This is a genomic window from Oceanobacillus luteolus (assembly GCF_042678205.1).
In the GTDB taxonomy this organism is placed as follows: Bacteria; Bacillota; Bacilli; order Bacillales; family Amphibacillaceae; genus Oceanobacillus; species Oceanobacillus luteolus.
The window spans coordinates 1-20232 of record NZ_JBHUDE010000042.1 but is presented as its reverse complement, the minus strand read 5'-3'; the positions used below and the strand labels follow the sequence as shown (position 1 = coordinate 20232).

The following is a 20232-nucleotide window of genomic DNA, read 5'->3' as shown; positions in this document are numbered from 1 at the left end:
CAAACATTTTAGAGCAATATAGGGTTGATAACGCTAACAAAACACTGGACGAAAACAGTATAAAATAAGGGACTTAAAAAACTCCCACAAGTACTTGACTCAATCGCTTTCAAATTAATTGTTGACATTTCTATAAAAAATGCATATAATAATTCTTGTCCGCTCTAAATAAACTATTGATACATAATCTGTTAAAATTTAATAATTACACATCATGCGGGTGTAGTTTAGTGGTAAAACCTCAGCCTTCCAAGCTGATGATGAGGGTTCGATTCCCTTCACCCGCTCCATGTCCCGGTAGCTCAGCTGGATAGAGCAACAGACTTCTAATCTGTAGGTCGCAGGTTCGAATCCTGCTCGGGACGCTTTGACAACAAAGAGAAACCTAACTTGTTTTAGGTTTCTCTTTTGTATTATGATAAGATAGAATATAATTTCATAATATTCATAAGCTTAACCAAATGATACGTTTATCTTAATCTGAAACAGGGTATGTTTCATATCCAGAGGAAAGGGTAAAACTACATATCAGCTAATGTATTAATGAATTAATGTAAGGAGGAGGTGGATGAGCAAGAATGAAGTCAGGGAATGTCATTCTTTTTCCAAAATGGCAAAAGATATTAGAGGAAGAAAGTATTGCGGCAATTAAAGAAAAGAAGTTTGATGAAGCGCTGGATAAATTAAATGATCTATTAAGTTATCAAGTGAAAAACCATGATATCTATACCGGGAAGTTAATCTGTTTGATGGAGTTAGAACGGTTTGATGAAGCGCAAGAGTTGTGTGAGGCGCTTATTGAGGAAAAAGATAAGTACTATTATCAATATATACATATTTATTTAACACTGCTTTTTCAGACTAATCAATACGAAAATCTAATGGAAATTGTTGAAGATGAGTTGGAGAAAGGTAAGGTACCCAGCCATCTTAAAGAGTCTTTTAACCAACTTTATTCCATGAGTGAGAAATTGTCTTTAAGTGTAATTACAGAGCGTTCTAATTTATATTTGGAAGAGTTGTATGATGCGGTAAATCAAGACAATCATATGGAGCAATGGCGTTTAATCCACAAATTGAGAAAAATGGGCACTGCACTGAATGAAAAAGTAGCATCATTGCTTGTAAATGATCATGTACATCCTTTGAATAAATCAGCGATTGTCCTCTGGATGAAACAGCAAAATATATCGAAACCAGTAGAAATACATAAATTCGGGATAGAGATGAAAGTGATTCCTAATGAAACGCCGGATATGAAACAGAGTATCATTGCTGATCATATTGAAAATCGTATAAGTGAAGTTGAACAAAGTAATCCATCATTATATAGTGTGATGGAGACATTATTGGGGCATTTCCTCTATGTAATGTATCCAATTACCCCTCCTGTGGAGGATGCTGATTATATTGCAGAAGCTTTACATACTATCGGTAATGAATATTTAAATATGGAAGTACCACCTATTGAAGATGAAAACATCAAAAAATATATTCAAGAGATTAAAACTGCAGATATTCTCTATGCGAGCATTATCGATGATTAGTTATTAATGCTTGAAAGACCAATGAATTATGATATAATGAGATGGTTGTAAAAATTGATAACGTCAAATTTATGTTTTAGTTTGAACAATAGATATGTTGGAGGTAATTAAGATGACAGTTAAATGGGAAAAACAAGAAGGAAACAAAGGAACACTTACATTTGAAGTGTCAGCTGAAGAGTTTGACAAAGCATTGGACCAAGCTTTCAAAAAAGTAGTGAAAGATGTTCAACTACCAGGATTCCGTAAAGGAAGAATTCCACGCGGGTTATTCGAAAAACGCTTTGGTGTAGAATCACTTTATCAAGATGCTGTAGATATCGTTCTACCTGAAGCATACACAAAAGCGATTGATGAAGCGGATATCTTCCCGATCGATCAACCGAGTGTGGATATTGAACAAATTGAAAAAGGTAAAACTTTAATTTTCAAAGCTGAAGTGGAAGTTAAACCGGAAGTTACTTTAGGCGATTATAAAGGACTTGAAGTGGAAGAAGAATCTGTAGAAGTTACAGATGAAGATGTTGAAAAAGAATTAGAATCACTTCGTGAACAGCATGCAGAACTAATCGTAAAAGAAGACGGAGAAGTTAAAGAAGGCGATACAGTCGTCATCGATTTTGAAGGTTTCACAGATGGGGAAGCTTTTGAAGGTGGAAAAGGCGAAAACCATAACCTTGAAATTGGTTCTGGACAATTCATTCCAGGTTTTGAAGAGCAACTGGTTGGCAAGAAGTCTGGAGAAGAAACTGAAGTGGAAGTAACTTTCCCTGAAGAATACCATTCTGAAGAGCTTGCTGGTAAAGAAGCTACATTCAAAGTAACTATTCACGAAATTAAGACAAAAGAACTTCCTGAATTGGATGATGAGTTCGCTAAAGACGTTGACGATGAAGTAGAAACATTGGAAGCATTAAAAGCGAAGAAGAAAGAGCAATTGACTGAGCAGAAAAAACAAGCTGCAGATACAGCTAAACGTGAAAAATTGATTGAACAAGCATCGGAAAAGGTTGAAGTTGAAATCCCTGAAGTAATGGTGGAAAACGAATTGGATCAAATGCTTTCTGAATTCGAACAACGCCTACAAATGCAAGGAATGACATTGGAGATGTACTCTCAATTCTCTGGTCAAGATGAAGATGCTCTAAAAGAACAAATGAAAGAGGATGCTGCAAAACGCGTGAAGACAAGTCTTACACTTGAAGCAATCGCTGATGCAGAAAACCTTGAAGCAACAGAAGAAGATGTGAATCAAGAGCTTGAAAACATGGCAGGAATGTACGGTGTTGATAAAGAACAGCTAGTTCAAATTCTAGGTGGAAACACAGAAACTATTAAAAACGATCTAAAAATAAGAAAAGCTATAGACTTCCTAGTGGAGCATAGCAAAACAGCAAACTAATCGTTCAAATCAAACAACAAGACAACTACAAGGTGCGATTTCCCTCGCACCTTGTTTCTATATACTTGGATATGAACGGATATAATTTAAGATTTTATTGACTTAAGAGTTGTCATCTGACATATAGATAAGTAATGTGATATTATTCAAGTAGGTGCAATGTATAAGGTTTATTGTTTTGTTTTTTAATATGTATCTGATATGATGGCTATAATTAAATTAGGAAATATCATTTTCTTATGAACTATAGGGGTGAAAAAATGTTTAAATTCAATGATGAAAAGGGACAATTGAAATGCTCCTTTTGCGGGAAAAATCAAGAACAGGTTCGCAAATTAGTAGCTGGACCTGGTGTCTATATATGTGATGAGTGTATTGTATTATGTACGGAAATTGTTGAAGAAGAACTTGGTTCTGAAGATGCAATGGAACTTACAGAAATTCCCAAGCCAAAAGAGATCTGTGAAATTTTAGATGACTATGTAATTGGACAAGATCAAGCGAAGAAAAGCCTTTCCGTAGCCGTCTATAATCACTATAAACGCATCAACTCGATCAGCAAATCCGATGACGTTGAGCTTGCAAAAAGTAATATCGCCCTCATTGGTCCTACAGGGAGCGGTAAAACTTTATTAGCTCAAACACTGGCACGTATTATTAATGTACCTTTTGCGATGGCTGATGCTACTTCACTTACTGAAGCTGGTTATGTTGGAGAAGATGTGGAGAATATTCTTCTTAAACTGATTCAAGCTGCAGATTATGATGTTGAGAAGGCTGAAAAGGGAATCATTTATATTGATGAAATTGATAAAGTCGCAAGAAAATCAGAAAATCCTTCCATTACAAGAGACGTATCTGGAGAAGGGGTACAACAAGCGCTATTGAAAATTCTCGAAGGAACTGTGGCAAGTGTGCCACCACAAGGTGGACGTAAACATCCACATCAAGAATTTATTCAGATCGATACGACAAATATCTTATTTATTGTTGGTGGAGCATTTGATGGCATTGACCAAGTCATCAAGCGCCGTCTTGGTAAAAAGGTAATTGGATTCGGTGCAAATGAGAGACAAGATGACCTGGACATGGGTGCACTTTTATCCAGAATCCTACCAGAAGACTTGCTCCGTTATGGATTGATTCCAGAATTTATTGGACGTATTCCAGTAATTGCTAGCTTGACTCCGTTAGATGAGGAGGCACTGGTACAAATCCTTACGAAGCCGAAGAACGCATTAGTGAAGCAATATCAAAAGTTATTTGAGATGGACGATGTGGAATTGGAAATCGAGGACGCAGCATTAGTTGAAATTGCCAAGAAGGCAATTGAAAGGAAAACAGGTGCTCGTGGTCTACGCTCTATCATAGAAGGTATTATGCTTGATGTGATGTTTGAGCTTCCTTCACGTGAAGATATTGCGAAATGTGTAATTACTGCAGAAACCGTTAAAGAGGAAAACGGTAACCCGAAATTGGTTTTCCGAGACGGTACAGTCGTTGAAGGTAAAAAGAAATTACCAAAAGAAAGTGCATAACTCTGTGTAAGTGACAGATGTAACTGATATAATGGAGACCAGCTGTTTGTGAAGCACTTCTGTGCTAGTTTACAGGCAGTATGTCTCCTTTTCTTTTTGTATTAATAAGGGAATAGGGAATACTAATTGCTACTAAAAGTAAAAAGCATTATAATATTTTATTTAGAAATGGTGCTATGCACACTTTTGTTTGTACATAAAATATGGAGGTAGTTAAATATGGATACCAAAATTAATGAGATACCCCTCCTACCTTTACGAGGTTTAATTGTATTTCCATCTATGGTTCTGCATTTAGACGTAGGAAGAGACAAGTCCATTGCTGCTTTGGAACGTGCGATGCTTGATGATCAGTTTGTGTTCCTTGCTGCTCAGAAAAAAACAAGCATTGATGAGCCGAAAATAGAAGATATTTATCAGATTGGCACACTTGCAAAGGTGAAGCAAATGCTCAAGTTGCCTAACGGTACTCTACGTGTATTAGTAGAAGGGATAGACCGTTATGAAATTAGTCGTGTCATTGATATGGAGAATGAAATAACCGTTGAGATTGAAAAGTTGGAAGAAGTACATGGAGATAAAATGGAAGAGGAAGCTTTAATGCGCACCTTGCTTGCGCAGTTTGAACAATATACAAAGCTCTCCAGAAAAATTTCAAGTGAAACTTTTGAATCTGTTCGTGATATGGATCACCCAGGAAGGCTTGTGGATATTATCACTTCTCATTTGCCAATCAAGCTGAAAGAAAAACAAACATTATTGGAAATGACTAATATTCCGAATCGCCTTCATCATATCATCAAGTTGATTACGAACGAAAAGAAAGTTCTTGATATTGAAAAGAAAATTGGCCAACGTGTAAAGAGCTCTATGGAAAAGACGCAAAAGGAATATTATTTGCGTGAACAATTGAAAGCTATACAAAAAGAGCTTGGAGATCGTGATGGTAAATCAGGTGAGGTAGAAGAAATAAGAGAAAGAATCGATGAGTCCGACTTGCCGGAAAATATTCGGGAAGTCGCGCTTAAGGAGTTGGGCCGTTTTGAGAAAGTGCCTCAAAGTTCAGCTGAAAGCTCCGTCATCCGAAATTACTTGGAATGGCTGCTTACGCTTCCTTGGACGAAGCAAACCCAGGATACGATTGATATTAAGCAAGCAGAAGAGGTATTAAATGAGGGGCATTATGGTCTGGACGAGGTCAAGGAGCGGATTCTGGAATATCTAGCTGTTCAAAAACTTACTAATTCATTGAAAGGTCCGATTCTATGTCTAGTCGGTCCACCAGGAGTAGGGAAAACATCATTAGCAAGGTCTATTGCTCGTTCAGTAAATCGTAATTTTGTAAGGATTTCGCTCGGTGGAGTTCGAGATGAGGCAGAGATACGAGGTCATCGTAGGACTTATATTGGGGCGATGCCCGGACGAATTATTCAGGGGATGAAAAAAGCGGGGACAATTAATCCAGTGTTCTTACTGGATGAAATCGATAAGATGTCTAATGATTTCAGGGGAGATCCGTCTTCAGCGATGCTTGAAGTCCTTGATCCTGAACAAAATAACAGTTTTAGTGATCACTTTATTGAAGAAACTTATGATTTATCCAAAGTCTTGTTTGTCGCTACAGCAAATAATGTAGCTAGCATCCCTGGCCCGTTATTAGATCGTATGGAATTAATCTCTCTTTCTGGTTATACAGAGGTAGAAAAACTTCATATCGCTAAAGAGCATCTCTTACCGAAACAAATTAAAGAGAACGGATTGAAATCGGCAAACGTACAAATTAGAGACGAAGCTTTGCTACGAATTATCCGGAGATATACACGGGAAGCCGGTGTACGTGGACTGGAAAGGCAACTTGCAAAAGTTTGCCGGAAAGCAGCCAAAATCATTATTTCTGGCGAGAAGAAACGTGTTATTGTAACGGAAAAGAATTTAGAAGATTTACTTGATAAGCCGATTTATCGCTATGGCTTAATGGAAATAGAGGATCAGGTCGGTGCAGCGACAGGCCTAGCTTATACTTCAGCAGGTGGCGATATTTTATCGATAGAGGTTTCACATTATGCTGGTAAAGGTAAACTGACATTAACGGGTAAGCTCGGAGAAGTAATGCAGGAGTCGGCACAAGCGGCGTTCAGCTATATTCGTTCACGAGCTGAAGAATTGAATATCCCATCTGATTTCCATGAGAAAAATGATATTCATATTCATGTTCCTGAAGGAGCGACACCAAAGGACGGCCCGTCTGCAGGGATTACTATCGCGACTGCACTTGTTTCTTCCTTAACCGGGCGTGCGGTGAGAAAAGAAGTAGGAATGACAGGAGAAATAACACTTAGAGGAAGAGTACTGCCAATAGGTGGACTTAAAGAAAAATCGTTAAGTGCCCATCGAGCAGGACTAACGACAATTATCATACCTAAGGATAATGAAAAAGATATAGCATCCATACCAGAGAGTGTGAAGAAAAATTTAACGTTCATACCAGTAAACCATCTAGATGAAGTGCTGGAAATCGCGTTAGTGAGGGATAATGATGAAAATCAACCAAGCGGAAATCGTAATTAGTGCTGTAAGTGAGAAGCAATACCCAGATGAAGGATTGCCAGAAATTGCTCTAGCCGGCAGATCGAATGTTGGTAAATCTTCCTTTATCAATACAATAATTAATCGAAAAAATTTAGCCCGTACTTCACAAAAACCAGGGAAAACACAGACATTGAATTTTTATAAATTAAATGATGCTTTCTACTTTGTTGATGTACCTGGATACGGCTATGCAAAGGTTTCTAAAGCAGAACGGGAAAAATGGGGTAGAATGATGGATGAATACTTTCAAAAGCGAGAGACACTTCAAGCTGTTGTCCTTGTATGTGATATCCGCCATGAACCCACCGATGCTGATGTTCAAATGTACGATTATCTGAAGTATTATGAACTACCTGTTATAATTGTTGCGACAAAGCTTGATAAAATTAAAAAGTCAAAACATCAACAACATATCAAAAGAGTGAAAGATACGTTTGAAGTCGATGCAGAGGACATCATCATACCATTTTCCTCGGAAACCGGTGAGGGAAAAGACGAGGCTTGGCAAGCAATCAAGAAATATCTGTAAATGAAAACAGCCCCATCCGTTCAAGGAATAGGGGCTGTTGTCTTGAAGAATCGATTCATTTACCTTTCTTCAATAAAATGAATCCAAGAATAATCAATATCAATGGCCAGAATTTTTCTATCAACGAAAATAGGTCATAAATCCAATAGAAATAATGATTAAATTGTTGGGAATAAATTAAGAGGCCCCCAACGACTAGGAATATCAAACTATTTAGTAGTCCTGTTTTCGTTTTGAAATATCGAATCAGGAAAGCTAATCCAATGATCAATAAATAAATTCCCCAGTGATCTATCCAAAAAGGATAATGTTGCAAGCCGTGCAAATGAATTCCAATTCCGAGGATCAACACCCCTGTGAAAATATGTTCATAACTCCGGGAACGGTAACTATGGATTAAAAATGCCAACCCAATTATGATCAATAAGGTCTGCCAGGAATAAAAGTCTGTAATTATTGGAAGTTTTAGTTCCCTTAAAAGAAAGAATACCCCGATTCCAATTAGAATGTAGGCAAATAAAGGATTTTGTTTCTTCATATATTGCTCTCCCTTGATTGTTTATATTTTGATAGTAATTCTAAACTATGGTAAAGTATAGACTGACCGTGCAAAAGTTTATAAGCTGTAACAATTGAGATATTGTACTGTGATATAATCATACTATATTTATAGTGGAAAATGGGAAATCATTTATATAGATTATCGTTACTTCTGGGGGTAAGACACTTGCATATTTTAAAAGTAGGATTCAACTATAAAAATGCTCCTGTTGAGATAAGGGAGAAGCTGACATTTTCTGAAGAGTCCCTTCATGAAGCAATGGAGGAATTAAAATCTCGAAAAAGCATTTTGGAAAATGTAGTGTTGTCTACATGTAATCGGACAGAAATCTATGCTGTAGTCGATCAGCTCCATACGGGAAGATATTATATCAAAACGTTTTTAGCTGATTGGTTTGGTATAGATAAAGAAGAGTTTTCCAATTACCTGCAAATCACTGAGAATGATGAGGCGCTAGAACATCTGTTCAGAGTAACAACTGGTTTGGATTCAATGGTACTTGGTGAAACTCAAATCTTGGGACAAGTAAGAGATGCCTTTTTAAATTCGCAAAAAGTAAAAGCAACAGGAACAATCTTCAATGAGCTTTTTAAACAAGCTATTACGTTCGGCAAACGTGTACATCATGAAACTGCCATTGGAGAGCATCCTGTTTCCATCAGTTATACTGCTGTGGAATTAGCTAAGAAGATTTTTGGATCCATAAAGGAAAAACATATTACACTTCTTGGTGCAGGAGAGATGGGAGAGCTTGCTGCAAAAAACCTGCATGGCGCAGGAGCAAGAAATATTACAATCATTAACCGTACTTTCTCCAAAGCGAAGGAAATGGCGGATAAATTTCAAGCAAAAACGGAAACACTGGAAAATTTAGCTTCCGTTTTAGCAAAGTCAGACATTTTAATCAGCTCTACAAGCGCAGCTGATTATGTGGTGACGAAAGAAATGCTCGATCCAATCGTTAAAAAAAGAAAAGGCAATCCTTTATTCTTAGTTGATATCGCCGTTCCAAGAGATATTGATCCAGCAATCGGAGAGTTAGAGCATGTTTTCCTGTATGATATTGACGATTTACAACATATTGTTGATGAAAATTTAGCGGAAAGAAAAAAAGCTGCCCAAGAAATAGAGGAAATGTTACAAGAGGAAATCGTAGAGTTTAAAGATTGGTTGAAAACGCTAGGTGTTGTTCCTGTCATTACAGCATTAAGGAAAAAAGCTTTAGGTATCCAAGCTGAGACAATGAAAAGCATTGAACGCAAAATGCCTGATTTAACTGAACGGGAAAAGAAAATACTAAGCAAACATACGAAAAGCATCATAAATCAATTATTGAAACAGCCGATTACTCAAGCGAAAGAATTGGCCGGTTCAGATAAAGCAGAAGAGAAACTACAGTTGTTTGTTGATATCTTTGGAATCGAAGAAGAAGTGGTCGAAGAGTTTGATAAACAAATGGAGAAAAATCAAAGTATGCGACAACTTAATCAGCAAGGTAGAAAACCATTCTCTAACAAAATGAAAAAAATACCTTCAGTTTAAAGGTGTTTTTCTATGATTGAAGAATGGAAATGGGTTTCTGAATTACTGATTGTAGTGTATGGGCTAAGCGTCATTGGATATTTTATTGATTTTATTCAGAGTAACCAGAAAGCATATACATACGCTTTCTGGTTACTTCGTATAGCATGGTTCATTCAATCTATTTATTTCGGCCAACATCTGTTAGTGGAGCAATCATTTCCGGTTGCTACTCTAGTAGATAGTCTATTTTTCTTTTCTTGGATACTGATTACACTTTCCTTGATTATCCATAAGTTTATAGCAATGCATTTTATTGTGTTTTTTATTAATCTATTCGGATTCTTCGTTTTATTATTGTATGTTGCAGCGACATTGAAGCAAGGTACATCCGAACGATCAGTGGAATTCATTCATGAAATGCTGATTGCTCATATATCACTTGCATTTGTTTCTTATGGATTTTTTACTGTATCCTTTTTCTTTTCTTTCTTATATCTTCTACAATATCACCTATTAAAGAAGAAGAAAGGCTTAAAATGGCTATGGAGGATAGGTAATCTGCATCAGCTGGACCAATATAGTTTTCAAGCAATTACACTTGGTGTCCCTTTATTGCTTATATCAATTATATTAGGTCTTTTTTGGGCCAGTATTTCAGCCGTATCAGTTTATTGGTATGATATCAAAATTCTCGGATCCATTTTTGTATTAGTGATATATATTATCTATCTAACAATACGTGCCCTCCGACGTCATAGAGGGAAAACGTTGGCTACTTATAATACGGCGGCTTTTTTGCTGCTGATGATTAACTTTTTACTTTCGAATACTTATTCAGAATTTCACTTCTAGGAGGTTTTTTCCATGCGTAAAATTATCGTTGGTTCGAGGAGAAGTAATCTGGCTCTTACTCAGACAAAATGGGTGATCGAACAATTAAAACAAGCAGGGGTCAAAAATGAATTTGAGATCGAGGAAATCGTAACAAAGGGTGACCGTATTCTCGATGTAATGCTATCCAAAGTTGGCGGGAAAGGTTTATTTGTTAAAGAGATCGAGCAGGCTCTATATGATAAGCGGATCGACTTTGCTGTCCATAGCATGAAGGATATGCCAGCTGAATTACCAGAAGGTTTAATTGTAGGCTCCATTCCTGTACGGGAAGATTATCGGGATGCTTTTATTTCTAAGGATGGAATAAAATTAGCTGATTTACCTGCGGGAGCAATTGTTGGAACAAGCAGTCTACGTCGTGGTACTCAAATACTGGCAGCTCGTCCTGATTTGGAAATTAAATGGATTCGCGGAAATATTGAAACGCGTTTACGCAAATTACGTGAAGAAGACTACGATGCGATTATTCTCGCAGCATCTGGTATGAAAAGAGTGGGCATGGATCCATCTATCATCACGGAGTATCTAGAACCTGAAGTTTGTTTACCAGCTGTTGGGCAAGGAGCCCTTGGTATCGAATGCAGGGAAGACGATACAGAGATAAGAGAAATCCTTTCACTGATTAATCATGATGAAACAACAGAGACGGTAACGGCAGAGCGAACATTTTTGAATTTATTAGAGGGTGGCTGTCAAGTTCCAATTGGAGGACATGCATTTTATGAAGGAGAAGAACTTGTATTTACCGGATTAGTTGGTACTCCTGATGGCAAAACAATCCTGAAAGAAAAGGTTACTGGTACTGATCCAGTGGCAGTTGGAACTGAAGCTGCGACACTATTGATTCAAAGAGGTGCAAGAGACATAATTACAAAAGCTAAAGAGGAACTAGAGTAATGGCTAAAGATTTACAGGGAAAGCGGATAATAGTTACGAGAGAAGCAAGCCAAGGAAAGGCTTTTGCAGAAAAAATAAGTCTTTTAAATGGGATTCCATTAGAATTACCTCTCCTACGCATATCCTGTAAGAAAGCTGAAAATCAGGAACAAATCTTCAATAATAGTGAAAACTATGACTGGATTATCCTAACAAGCGCCAATGGAGTGAACTGTTTTTTTAAACAATTTCATTCAGGTAATCATTCTTTCTCAGCAGACGTAAAACTTGCTGTTGTTGGGAGTAAAACAGAAGCTGCATTAAAACAGTACGGCTATGATGCAGACTTGGTTCCGGATATTTATGATGCAGAATCATTAGCAAAGATTTTCCTTCCTAAATATGAAAATGGTGAACGTATCTTATTAGTTCGTGGTAATCGTTCTCTTGATACGTTACCAAAAAAGTTTAAAGAAAAGGGAATTGGTTTTGATTCAATTGAAGTGTATGAAACAACGATGAATGAACCAATCAAGGACGAACTCTACAAGGTGATTTCAAATAAGGAATATGATTACATCACCTTTACTAGCCCTTCAACAGTTCAAGCTTTTGTAGAACTCTATGGCATGGCCGTTGATTCTCCTTGTGTTTGTATAGGGACGACTACGGAAAAAGCTGCGAGGGATTCAGGATTTACTCATATCCTTACAGCGAAAACATTTACTATTGAAGGTATGCTCGAAATAATGGTTGAAGATCAATCATAGAAGGGACGATTAAAAGATGACAGAACATATTCAGTTTAAGAGACATAGAAGACTAAGAAGCAGTGCATCCATGAGAACAATGGTACGCGAAACTCACTTGCATGTAGAAGATTTCATCTATCCAATTTTTGTGATTGAGGGAGAAAATATTAAAAACGAAGTTCCTTCTATGCCTGCGGTTTACCAGTTTTCGTTGGACAGATTAATGGAAGAAGTGACAGAAGCATATGAATTGGGAATTCGTTCCCTCATGTTCTTTGGTGTTGTGACAGATAAAGATGAAGTCGGCTCTGGAGCATATGCTGAGGACGGGATTGTCCAGCGTGCTACCAAAATGGTGAAAGAGAAATATCCTGACATACTTGTTGTTGCAGATACATGTCTTTGTGAGTATACATCCCATGGACACTGTGGTGTGATACATGGTGAGGACGTGGATAACGACAAATCATTGGAATTACTTGCAAAAACAGCTGTGTCTCAAGCAAAAGCAGGTGCTGATATTATTGCTCCTTCCAACATGATGGATGGATTTGTTGCAGTAATCCGCAAAGCGCTTGATAAAGCAGGATACACCCATATTCCAATTATGTCCTATGCAGTTAAATACGCGTCATCTTTTTATGGACCATTTAGAGATGCGGCGGATAGCACCCCACAATTTGGTGACCGGAAAACGTATCAGATGGACCCAGCTAATCGATTGGAAGCAATTCGTGAGGCTCAGTCTGACGTTGAAGAGGGAGCAGACTTTCTGATGGTAAAACCTGCCTTATCTTATTTGGACATTATTCGTGATGTGCGAAATGAGTTTAATCTTCCGGTAGTTGCCTATAACGTGAGTGGTGAATATGCCATGGTCAAGGCGGCTAGCCAAAATGGCTGGATTGATGAAGACAAGTTGGTAATTGAAATGTTAACATCGATGAAGCGAGCTGGTGCGGATATCATTCTTACTTATTTCGCGAAAGATGTAGCAAAAACATTGAGCAATCAATAAGGGAGGATATTATAGATGAGTAATTTTTCACAGTCTATCGATGCTTATAAAGAAGCGGTTGATTTAATGCCTGGTGGTGTTAATTCGCCGGTAAGGGCGTTCAAATCGGTTGGTATGTCACCTATTTTCATGAAACAAGGAAAAGGTGCGACGATTACTGATATAGATGGAAATGAGTATATTGATTATGTTTTAAGCTGGGGTCCGCTTATTTTAGGTCACGGTGATGAAAGAGTTACAACGAAATTAAAAGAAGTTGTTGATCAAGGTACAAGCTTTGGAGCGCCTACATTACTGGAAAGTAAGCTTGCAAAATTAGTTATCGAACGTGTACCATCCATTGAAATGGTTAGAATGGTTAACTCTGGAACTGAAGCGACAATGAGTGCAATCAGATTAGCTCGCGGCTATACTGGTCGGGATATTATTGTAAAGTTTGAAGGAAGCTATCATGGCCATGGTGATTCCCTGCTCATTAAAGCAGGTTCAGGCGTAGCTACCCTGGGATTACCGGATAGTCCTGGTGTACCTAAATCAACTGCAAGTAACACAATTACTGTTCCATTTAATGATATGGAAAGTGTTAAAGTAGCGTTTGACCAATACGGAGATCAAATAGCAGCAGTAATCATGGAACCGGTTTGTGGTAACATGGGTGTTGTTCCTCCAAAAGAAGGTTTCTTGCGAAACATACGTGAAATCACTTCAGAAAATGGTTCTCTACTTATCTTTGACGAAGTGATGACCGGTTTCCGTGTAGATTATCATTGTGCTCAGGGGTATTATGATGTAACTCCTGATATCACTTGCCTAGGAAAGGTAATTGGTGGAGGACTTCCTGTGGGAGCTTTTGGTGGTAAACGCGAGATCATGGAGCATATCGCGCCTCACGGGTCAATTTACCAAGCGGGTACGTTATCGGGTAATCCGCTGGCAATGACTGCAGGTTACGAAACCCTAAAGGCGATGGATAAGGCTGCCTATGAAGAGCTTGGGAAAAAAGCGGATTTATTGGAAGCAGGATATCGTGAAGCAAGTGAAAAACATAATATTCCATTGCATATAAATCGAGTTGGTTCCATGGTTGGTGTCTTCTTTACAAGTGAAGAAGTAATCAATTTTGAAACTGCACAAACATCTGATTTGAATCGATTCGCTGAATATTACCGAGGGATGATTGAGGAAGGGGTATTCTTGCCACCTTCACAATTTGAGGGGCTGTTCCTATCCACTGCACATACAGTTGAAGATATTGAAAAAACAATTGCAGCGGCTGACCGTGTATTTGCAAATCTAAATAAATAAACTATAAATTTCATCTGATAGGAATTAATCTCATTTGAAGAAGAATAAAAACCTGATACTACGAGGGAGAGGAAAACTCGTAAGTATCAGGTTTTTTGCATGCATATCTTATTTTTTAACCACATATAGATAATGTATATACTGGCTTTGTGTGTTAAGGGAACTTAGAAGGGAGGAGCTATGATGTCTTCTATGGAGAAGGATTTTCAATTTGAACTAAGTGAGACGTTATATTTTGACCGTGGCGACGAAGTACTTGAGCTAATCGGAATATCACTGAATCCTGAAGTAACTATCCATACTTATGAATCCTATGTATCTATTCGCGGGCAAATTGACTTGCATGGAGAATATATACGAGATACTGCAGCATCAGAATCAGAAAATGACCATTATTCCTTTGAAGAATTAGAAGCAAAAAGGTATGTCGAATTGGTGGAAAGTAGAGAAAATAATATTGCAGAGTTTTCCCACAGCTTTCCAGTAGATATTTCGGTACCTGCTTATCGTATCGAAAGTATGGAAGATGTTCGGATCGAGATTATTAATTTTGATTATGAATTTCCTGAGAATTCAAAGTTACAATTCACCGCAATAGCAGAGATTCAGGGCATAAAAGCTGAGGTTGAATTAGTAAGAGATGAAGATAATAGAGAAAGTGAAATTGAAATTCCGGAGGATGCTGCTAAGCCATTTGAGTTTGAATTGAAAAGGCAAGAAACTGAATTTACAGAAGATGAATTAGTAGAAAACGAGCGGTCCAATCGTGAAGTAGAGGTAAATGAGGAAGAGTTATTGGAGACAGAAGAACGAGAATACACACAAGAAGATTTATTAGATGAAACGAATGAAGAGGATGTAGAAGAAGATGTAATAGAGGTTAGAGAAAATGAGTTGACAATCCGAGCGATGGAGCAACAAGGCAGGGAAGGAAGCGAGGGTGAAGATCAGTCAGATGACAATGTAAAAGATGTCAGCTATTTAACAGATATATTCCGTGATGAACAAGAAGAGAGTTATACAAGAATGAAAATATGTATTGTCCAGGAAGATGACACGATTGAGACGATTGCGGAGAGGTTTCAGATCAGTGCACTTCAGTTGATAAAGCAAAACAAGTTAGATGAGAATTTTGATATAAGCGAGGGACAGCTACTGTATATCCCCAAAAAGTGAAATGATCCCCTTGTAACTTCCACAAGGGGTTTTCCTTTTGTTTTCGCTCTAGGAGGAGATCGGGTTGGAGAATATTACTGAAATTCTTCAATATTACGGGATTTTTCCCCAAGCAATTGTTCAAATTTCCGACAGAGTTTTTAAGATAAAAGCAAATGGTAAGGAATATGCCCTCAAGCGTAGTAGGCTAAGTAAGCAGTCATTGAAGACTTGGTTATCTGTATACCAGAATGCAGCGAGACAAAACCTGTATGAAATCATCCCTGTCTATTTAACACAACAAAAACAACTATACGTGGAAGCTGATGGGGAAAATTACTACCTGACACCTTGGATTCCTAGTAATCATCGTAATATCGGAGAGCATCGATTGCATTCCATCTACAAACAATTAGGCAGAATCCATCTTCAGACCAAAAGCATGTACCAATTAGGGAAGAAGGAGTTAGTAAACAACTTTCAAGCTTATAAAGACAGTTGTAAAGATAATGAAAGTCGTTTACTGGCCTGGGTAGAGAAGATTGAACAGACACATTATCCCTCTCCAATTGAGTTGCAAGTCTTGACTCATTTTCGTGATTTGCGATTAAGCTTCCAACGTTCCCAATCACTGGTCGACCAAATCATTTATCAATCAGAATCAGAAACAAACTGGGGAATAAGTTTGAATCATGGAAACATGCAGCTTGGTCATCTGTTTGAACATTATATCATTAATTGGGAACGAGCTTCTTATAAACATGCAATCTATGACTTAGTCGATTTATTTCACGATGGAATTATCCGTGAACCACAAGTAAGCCATCAATATATCGAATCCTTTCCAGTATACATGGAGGAAAATCCATTAAATCGATTAGAACAATGTTTATTAAGTTTATATCTATTAAACAGCAACGATTATATCAAAATGATGGAATCATATCACACCAAATCCATCCGCAATCAATCCCATATTAGACAATCCATGGAGTTGGAGCAGATGTACCGGATGGTAGTGTTTGGATTGAATTTTGATGCCTATATCGAACGTAACGCAACAGGGACTGAACAGGATTAAAACCACTCTAGATAAAATGCGATATAGATAAAAACAAAGATACCTAAGAGAAATACATCCAAAGTAGTCGGAAGGAAAATCGTTCTGAGAAGCTGATAAAACAGTAATGGTGCCATTGCGCTTTCGATAACGAACAAGCATTTTCTTGCCCACGGCGGTAACCGGTAACGGTAATGTCGCGACATTCTATCACCTCAAGTTGATTTCTTACCTACATGTTATGTCAAGATTGACCCATTGGTGTTCAATTTTACCGAATCCCGATCAATATGATTGTATACTTGTCATTGACTAATTGTTAATCTTTATAAAAAGGCTATCAACCCTGGCAATATGGGGAAAATAGTTGACGTTTCTAATCGAAATGTATACAATATAAAACAAATATAATATTGTCATGCAAGTGATCGGGAAGAGTACAGGATAAACACCTACAGAGAGGGAAATATAAAGTTGAGAATTTCCTAGGAAGGTTGTGCTGGAAGGTCGCCCGTGATGCAGCTGCTTTGAAGTTTTAGTAGAAGTATGCCGGCTAAGCGCCGATATCAGTGAATGAGTGTACAAATAATCATATCATTTATTTGTAAAATAAGGTGGTACCACGGAAGCTAACCCTTTTCGTCCTTTAGTCAGGATGAAAAGGGTTTTTTTGTTTAATGAAAAAGGAGGACATTGGAACATGTCGGAAGAAAAGAAAACATTATCTACTAAATACAATCCAAAGGAAGTGGAAGCAGGTCGTTATCAATTTTGGCTTGAGGGTAAGTATTTCGAAGCAACAGGCAATCCGGCCAAAGAGCCTTATTCCATCGTCATTCCACCGCCGAACGTAACAGGAAGGCTACATCTTGGTCATGCTTGGGATACTACAATGCAGGATACCATCATTCGGATGAAACGAATGCAAGGTTACGATGTACTATGGCTTCCAGGAATGGACCATGCTGGCATCGCTACTCAAGCGAAGGTCGAAGCGAAGTTAAAAGAGATGGGAACAAATCGCTACGAGCTTGGTAGAGAAAAGTTTCTTGAAAAGTCATGGGAATGGAAAGATGAGTATGCGTCATTTATTCGTTCGCAATGGGAGAAGCTCGGATTAAGTCTTGATTATTCGAGAGAGCGATTTACTTTAGATGAGGGATTATCGAATGCTGTTAAAGAGGTTTTCGTCAAGTTGTATGAAAAGGGACTCATTTACAGGGGCGAATATATCATCAACTGGGATCCTCAAACAAAAACTGCCCTTTCTGATATTGAAGTTATTTATGAAGAAGTCCAAGGAAAGTTTTATCATTTCCGTTATCCAATTAAGGATAGTGATGAAACAATTGAGATTGCAACTACTCGCCCGGAAACTATGCTTGGTGATACAGCTGTAGCGGTACACCCGGATGACGAACGTTATCAACATTTGATAGGCAAAACTGTGATTCTACCTATCGTCGGCAGAGAAATCGAAATTGTAGCGGATGAATACGTCGATATGGAACTTGGTTCTGGAGCTGTTAAGATTACTCCTGCTCATGACCCAAATGATTTTGAAATCGGTAATCGTCATAATTTGGAAAGAGTTTTGGTTATGAACGAAGATGGGACGATGAATAAAAATGCCGGTAAGTATGAAGGAATGGACCGTTTTGAATGCCGAAAAGCCATTGTGAAGGATTTAGAAGATCTGGGTGTCCTTATTAAAGTGGAAGAGCGGACACATCAAGTTGGCCATTCTGAGCGTAGTGGTGCAGTTGTTGAACCTTATCTTTCTACTCAATGGTTTGTTAAAATGCAGCCATTAGCTGATGAAGCGATTAAACTTCAGCAAAGTGAAGATAAAGTGAACTTCTATCCAGAACGTTTTGAAAAAACATACCTTCATTGGATGGAGAATATTAGAGATTGGGTAATTTCCCGTCAGCTATGGTGGGGTCATCGAATTCCTGCTTGGTACCATAAAGAAACGAATGAAATTTATGTTGGAAAAGAAGCTCCGGAAGATATAGAAAACTGGGAGCAGGATGAGGATGTTCTTGATACATGGTTCTCTTCTGCACTGTGGCCATTTTCTACAATGGGTTGGCCAGATACGGAAGCGGATGATTTCAAACGTTACTTCCCGACTCAAGCACTTGTTACAGGGTATGATATCATCTTTTTCTGGGTGGCACGAATGATTTTCCAATCGAAGGAATTTACAGGAGAAAAGCCATTTGAAGATGTATTGATCCACGGTTTAATCCGTGATTCAGAAGGTAGAAAAATGAGTAAATCCCTTGGAAATGGTGTCGACCCCATGGATGTCATTGAGAAATATGGAGCGGATTCACTTCGTTACTTCTTATTGACTGGCTCTACCCCTGGTCAAGATTTACGATTCTATTGGGAGAAAGTGGAGGCAACTTGGAACTTCGCCAACAAGATCTGGAATGCTTCCAGATTTGTACTTATGAATTTGGAAGACTTTACTGCTGAAGACATGGATTTATCCGGTGAATTATCGGTCGCAGATAAATGGATCTTGACCCGTCTCAATGAAACCATTGAACAAGTAACAAAGAACACGGATAAATATGAATTTGGTGAAGCTGGTCGTCATCTATATAATTTCATCTGGGATGAGTTCTGTGACTGGTATATTGAAATGGCAAAACTTCCGCTGTACGGAGAGAATGCAGATAAGAAGAAAACTACACAATCTGTACTTGCCTATGTCCTGGACCAAACGATGCGATTACTGCATCCGTTCATGCCGTTCATTACGGAGGAAATTTGGCAACAGCTTCCTCATAATGGTGAGTCCATTACCGTTGCCAGCTGGCCTGAAGCAAAGAAGGAATACCATGATGAAGTTGCAGTACAAGAGATGGAGCGCTTAATGTCCATTATCAAATCAGTCCGCAACATCCGAGCTGAAGTAGATACACCAATGTCTAAACAAATCAATATGGTCATTGAAGCTGAGAACGACTCTGTTGTAAATGAGCTTGAGAAAAATCGAGTTTATCTCGAGCGGTTCTGTAATACTAAAGAGTTAGAAGTTTCAACGGAACATCAAGTGCCTGATAAAGCGATGACAGCAGTCGTTACCGGAGCAGAAATTTACCTTCCACTTGAAGGGTTAATTGATATCGATAAAGAAATAGAACGTCTGGAGAAAGAACTGGATAAGTGGACGAAAGAAGTAGAACGTGTGCAGAAGAAGCTATCCAATGAAGGATTCGTGAAAAAAGCACCTGAAGCAGTGGTTGAAGAAGAAAGACGGAAAGAAAAAGATTATCTGGAAAAACAGGCTAAAGTAAAAGCAAGATTAGAAGAACTAGGTAAATAATAATTTGAAAAACAGAATCCCTATTGTTAGGGGTTCTGGGCTTGTCAAATAAAGTGTGTAAGTCCCCATTTACTCAAGGTACTTTAACACCCTATCTTTCAGTTCATCATGAAGAAGAAGCTGGTTCATCACCATGGC

At 38.1% G+C, this 20232-nt stretch carries 16 protein-coding genes, 2 tRNA genes and 1 other annotated feature; of the genes, 16 read left to right on the top strand and 2 right to left on the bottom strand.

Annotation, left to right across the window (positions count from 1 at the left end; genetic code table 11):
• Positions 1-216 precede the first annotated feature (216 nt).
• The 7 genes from ACFSBH_RS09160 to yihA all read left to right on the top strand — a co-directional run bounded on the left by ACFSBH_RS09160 (position 217) and on the right by yihA (position 7605).
• Positions 217-290: transfer RNA gene (locus ACFSBH_RS09160), tRNA-Gly, on the top strand.
• Position 291: 1 nt separating this feature from the next.
• Positions 292-365: transfer RNA gene (locus ACFSBH_RS09155), tRNA-Arg, on the top strand.
• A gap of 213 nt (positions 366-578) precedes the next feature.
• Positions 579-1547, top strand: coding sequence for a tetratricopeptide repeat protein (locus tag ACFSBH_RS09150; protein WP_251512601.1), 969 nt, complete (start codon positions 579-581; stop codon positions 1545-1547).
• Positions 1548-1659: 112 nt separating this feature from the next.
• The gene (gene tig, locus ACFSBH_RS09145) at positions 1660-2949 is read left to right on the top strand and encodes a trigger factor (RefSeq protein ID WP_251512603.1); all 1290 of its coding nucleotides are present in this window, start codon (positions 1660-1662) and stop codon (positions 2947-2949) included.
• A 260-nt stretch (positions 2950-3209) separates the two neighbouring features.
• Positions 3210-4487 (top strand): ATP-dependent protease ATP-binding subunit ClpX, encoded by a 1278-nt coding sequence (clpX, locus tag ACFSBH_RS09140; protein ID WP_251512605.1) that lies wholly within the window; start codon positions 3210-3212, stop codon positions 4485-4487.
• A 219-nt stretch (positions 4488-4706) separates the two neighbouring features.
• A complete protein-coding gene (gene lon / locus ACFSBH_RS09135; protein ID WP_251512608.1) occupies positions 4707-7055 on the top strand; it encodes an endopeptidase La in 2349 nt (782 codons plus the stop codon).
• Complete coding sequence (yihA, locus tag ACFSBH_RS09130) at positions 7024-7605, top strand: ribosome biogenesis GTP-binding protein YihA/YsxC (RefSeq protein ID WP_251512609.1); 582 nt, start codon at positions 7024-7026, stop codon at positions 7603-7605. Before lon ends, yihA begins: the two co-directional genes overlap by 32 nt.
• A 55-nt stretch (positions 7606-7660) precedes the next feature.
• Here the strand turns inward: yihA and ACFSBH_RS09125 are convergent, their stop codons facing one another.
• Positions 7661-8143, bottom strand: a complete 483-nt coding sequence (locus tag ACFSBH_RS09125; RefSeq protein ID WP_251512612.1) for a LiaI-LiaF-like domain-containing protein — start codon at positions 8141-8143, stop codon at positions 7661-7663.
• Between the two features lie 189 nt (positions 8144-8332).
• Here ACFSBH_RS09125 and hemA point away from each other — a divergent pair, with 189 nt between their 5' ends.
• The 8 genes from hemA to ACFSBH_RS09085 all read left to right on the top strand — a co-directional run bounded on the left by hemA (position 8333) and on the right by ACFSBH_RS09085 (position 16772).
• Positions 8333-9709: a glutamyl-tRNA reductase gene (hemA, locus tag ACFSBH_RS09120; RefSeq protein WP_251512614.1), complete on the top strand. Its 1377-nt coding sequence runs from the start codon at positions 8333-8335 to the stop codon at positions 9707-9709.
• 12 nt (positions 9710-9721) lie between these two features.
• Positions 9722-10543 carry a cytochrome c biogenesis protein CcsA gene (gene ccsA / locus ACFSBH_RS09115; RefSeq protein ID WP_251512616.1) on the top strand — a complete coding sequence of 274 codons (822 nt, stop codon included), beginning with the start codon at positions 9722-9724 and terminating at the stop codon, positions 10541-10543.
• A 12-nt stretch (positions 10544-10555) separates the two neighbouring features.
• A complete protein-coding gene (gene hemC, locus ACFSBH_RS09110) occupies positions 10556-11482 on the top strand; it encodes a hydroxymethylbilane synthase (protein ID WP_251512617.1) in 927 nt (308 codons plus the stop codon).
• Positions 11482-12231 carry a uroporphyrinogen-III synthase gene (locus ACFSBH_RS09105; protein WP_251512618.1) on the top strand — a complete coding sequence of 250 codons (750 nt, stop codon included), beginning with the start codon at positions 11482-11484 and terminating at the stop codon, positions 12229-12231. Before hemC ends, ACFSBH_RS09105 begins: the two co-directional genes overlap by 1 nt.
• Before the next feature lie 16 nt (positions 12232-12247).
• Positions 12248-13231, top strand: a complete 984-nt coding sequence (hemB, locus tag ACFSBH_RS09100) for a porphobilinogen synthase (RefSeq protein WP_251512621.1) — start codon at positions 12248-12250, stop codon at positions 13229-13231.
• Positions 13232-13246: 15 nt separating this feature from the next.
• Positions 13247-14536, top strand: a complete 1290-nt coding sequence (hemL, locus tag ACFSBH_RS09095; protein WP_251512623.1) for a glutamate-1-semialdehyde 2,1-aminomutase — start codon at positions 13247-13249, stop codon at positions 14534-14536.
• Positions 14537-14719: 183 nt separating this feature from the next.
• Entirely contained in the window at positions 14720-15712 is a 993-nt protein-coding gene (locus ACFSBH_RS09090; RefSeq protein WP_379597170.1) for a LysM peptidoglycan-binding domain-containing protein, read from the top strand.
• Positions 15713-15776: 64 nt separating this feature from the next.
• Positions 15777-16772: a protein kinase family protein gene (locus ACFSBH_RS09085; protein WP_251512627.1), complete on the top strand. Its 996-nt coding sequence runs from the start codon at positions 15777-15779 to the stop codon at positions 16770-16772.
• On the opposite strand, the gene ACFSBH_RS09080 is transcribed toward ACFSBH_RS09085, so the two are convergent.
• Entirely contained in the window at positions 16769-16957 is a 189-nt protein-coding gene (locus ACFSBH_RS09080) for a hypothetical protein (RefSeq protein ID WP_251512629.1), read from the bottom strand. The two genes, ACFSBH_RS09085 and ACFSBH_RS09080, sit on opposite strands and share 4 nt — an antisense overlap.
• A gap of 209 nt (positions 16958-17166) precedes the next feature.
• Positions 17167-17401, top strand: a binding site (T-box leader).
• Between the two features lie 50 nt (positions 17402-17451).
• On the opposite strand from ACFSBH_RS09080, the gene ACFSBH_RS09075 reads away from it, so the two are divergent.
• Complete coding sequence (locus tag ACFSBH_RS09075) at positions 17452-20094, top strand: valine--tRNA ligase (RefSeq protein WP_251512631.1); 2643 nt, start codon at positions 17452-17454, stop codon at positions 20092-20094.
• The last annotated feature ends 138 nt before the right edge of the window (positions 20095-20232 follow it).

What these genes read in the sequence shown, in the direction of transcription:
- ACFSBH_RS09125 (WP_251512612.1), bottom strand. Translation starts at nt 8,143, where the DNA reads ATGAAGAAACAAAATCCTTTATTTGCCTACATTCTAATTGGAATCGGG.
- yihA (WP_251512609.1), top strand. Translation starts at nt 7,024, where the DNA reads ATGAAAATCAACCAAGCGGAAATCGTAATTAGTGCTGTAAGTGAGAAG.
- hemC (WP_251512617.1), top strand. Translation starts at nt 10,556, where the DNA reads ATGCGTAAAATTATCGTTGGTTCGAGGAGAAGTAATCTGGCTCTTACT.
- ACFSBH_RS09075 (WP_251512631.1), top strand. Translation starts at nt 17,452, where the DNA reads ATGTCGGAAGAAAAGAAAACATTATCTACTAAATACAATCCAAAGGAA.
- ACFSBH_RS09080 (WP_251512629.1), bottom strand. Translation starts at nt 16,957, where the DNA reads ATGTCGCGACATTACCGTTACCGGTTACCGCCGTGGGCAAGAAAATGC.
- ccsA (WP_251512616.1), top strand. Translation starts at nt 9,722, where the DNA reads ATGATTGAAGAATGGAAATGGGTTTCTGAATTACTGATTGTAGTGTAT.
- tig (WP_251512603.1), top strand. Translation starts at nt 1,660, where the DNA reads ATGACAGTTAAATGGGAAAAACAAGAAGGAAACAAAGGAACACTTACA.
- hemB (WP_251512621.1), top strand. Translation starts at nt 12,248, where the DNA reads ATGACAGAACATATTCAGTTTAAGAGACATAGAAGACTAAGAAGCAGT.
- ACFSBH_RS09105 (WP_251512618.1), top strand. Translation starts at nt 11,482, where the DNA reads ATGGCTAAAGATTTACAGGGAAAGCGGATAATAGTTACGAGAGAAGCA.
- hemL (WP_251512623.1), top strand. Translation starts at nt 13,247, where the DNA reads ATGAGTAATTTTTCACAGTCTATCGATGCTTATAAAGAAGCGGTTGAT.
- ACFSBH_RS09090 (WP_379597170.1), top strand. Translation starts at nt 14,720, where the DNA reads ATGTCTTCTATGGAGAAGGATTTTCAATTTGAACTAAGTGAGACGTTA.
- lon (WP_251512608.1), top strand. Translation starts at nt 4,707, where the DNA reads ATGGATACCAAAATTAATGAGATACCCCTCCTACCTTTACGAGGTTTA.
- clpX (WP_251512605.1), top strand. Translation starts at nt 3,210, where the DNA reads ATGTTTAAATTCAATGATGAAAAGGGACAATTGAAATGCTCCTTTTGC.
- ACFSBH_RS09150 (WP_251512601.1), top strand. Translation starts at nt 579, where the DNA reads ATGAAGTCAGGGAATGTCATTCTTTTTCCAAAATGGCAAAAGATATTA.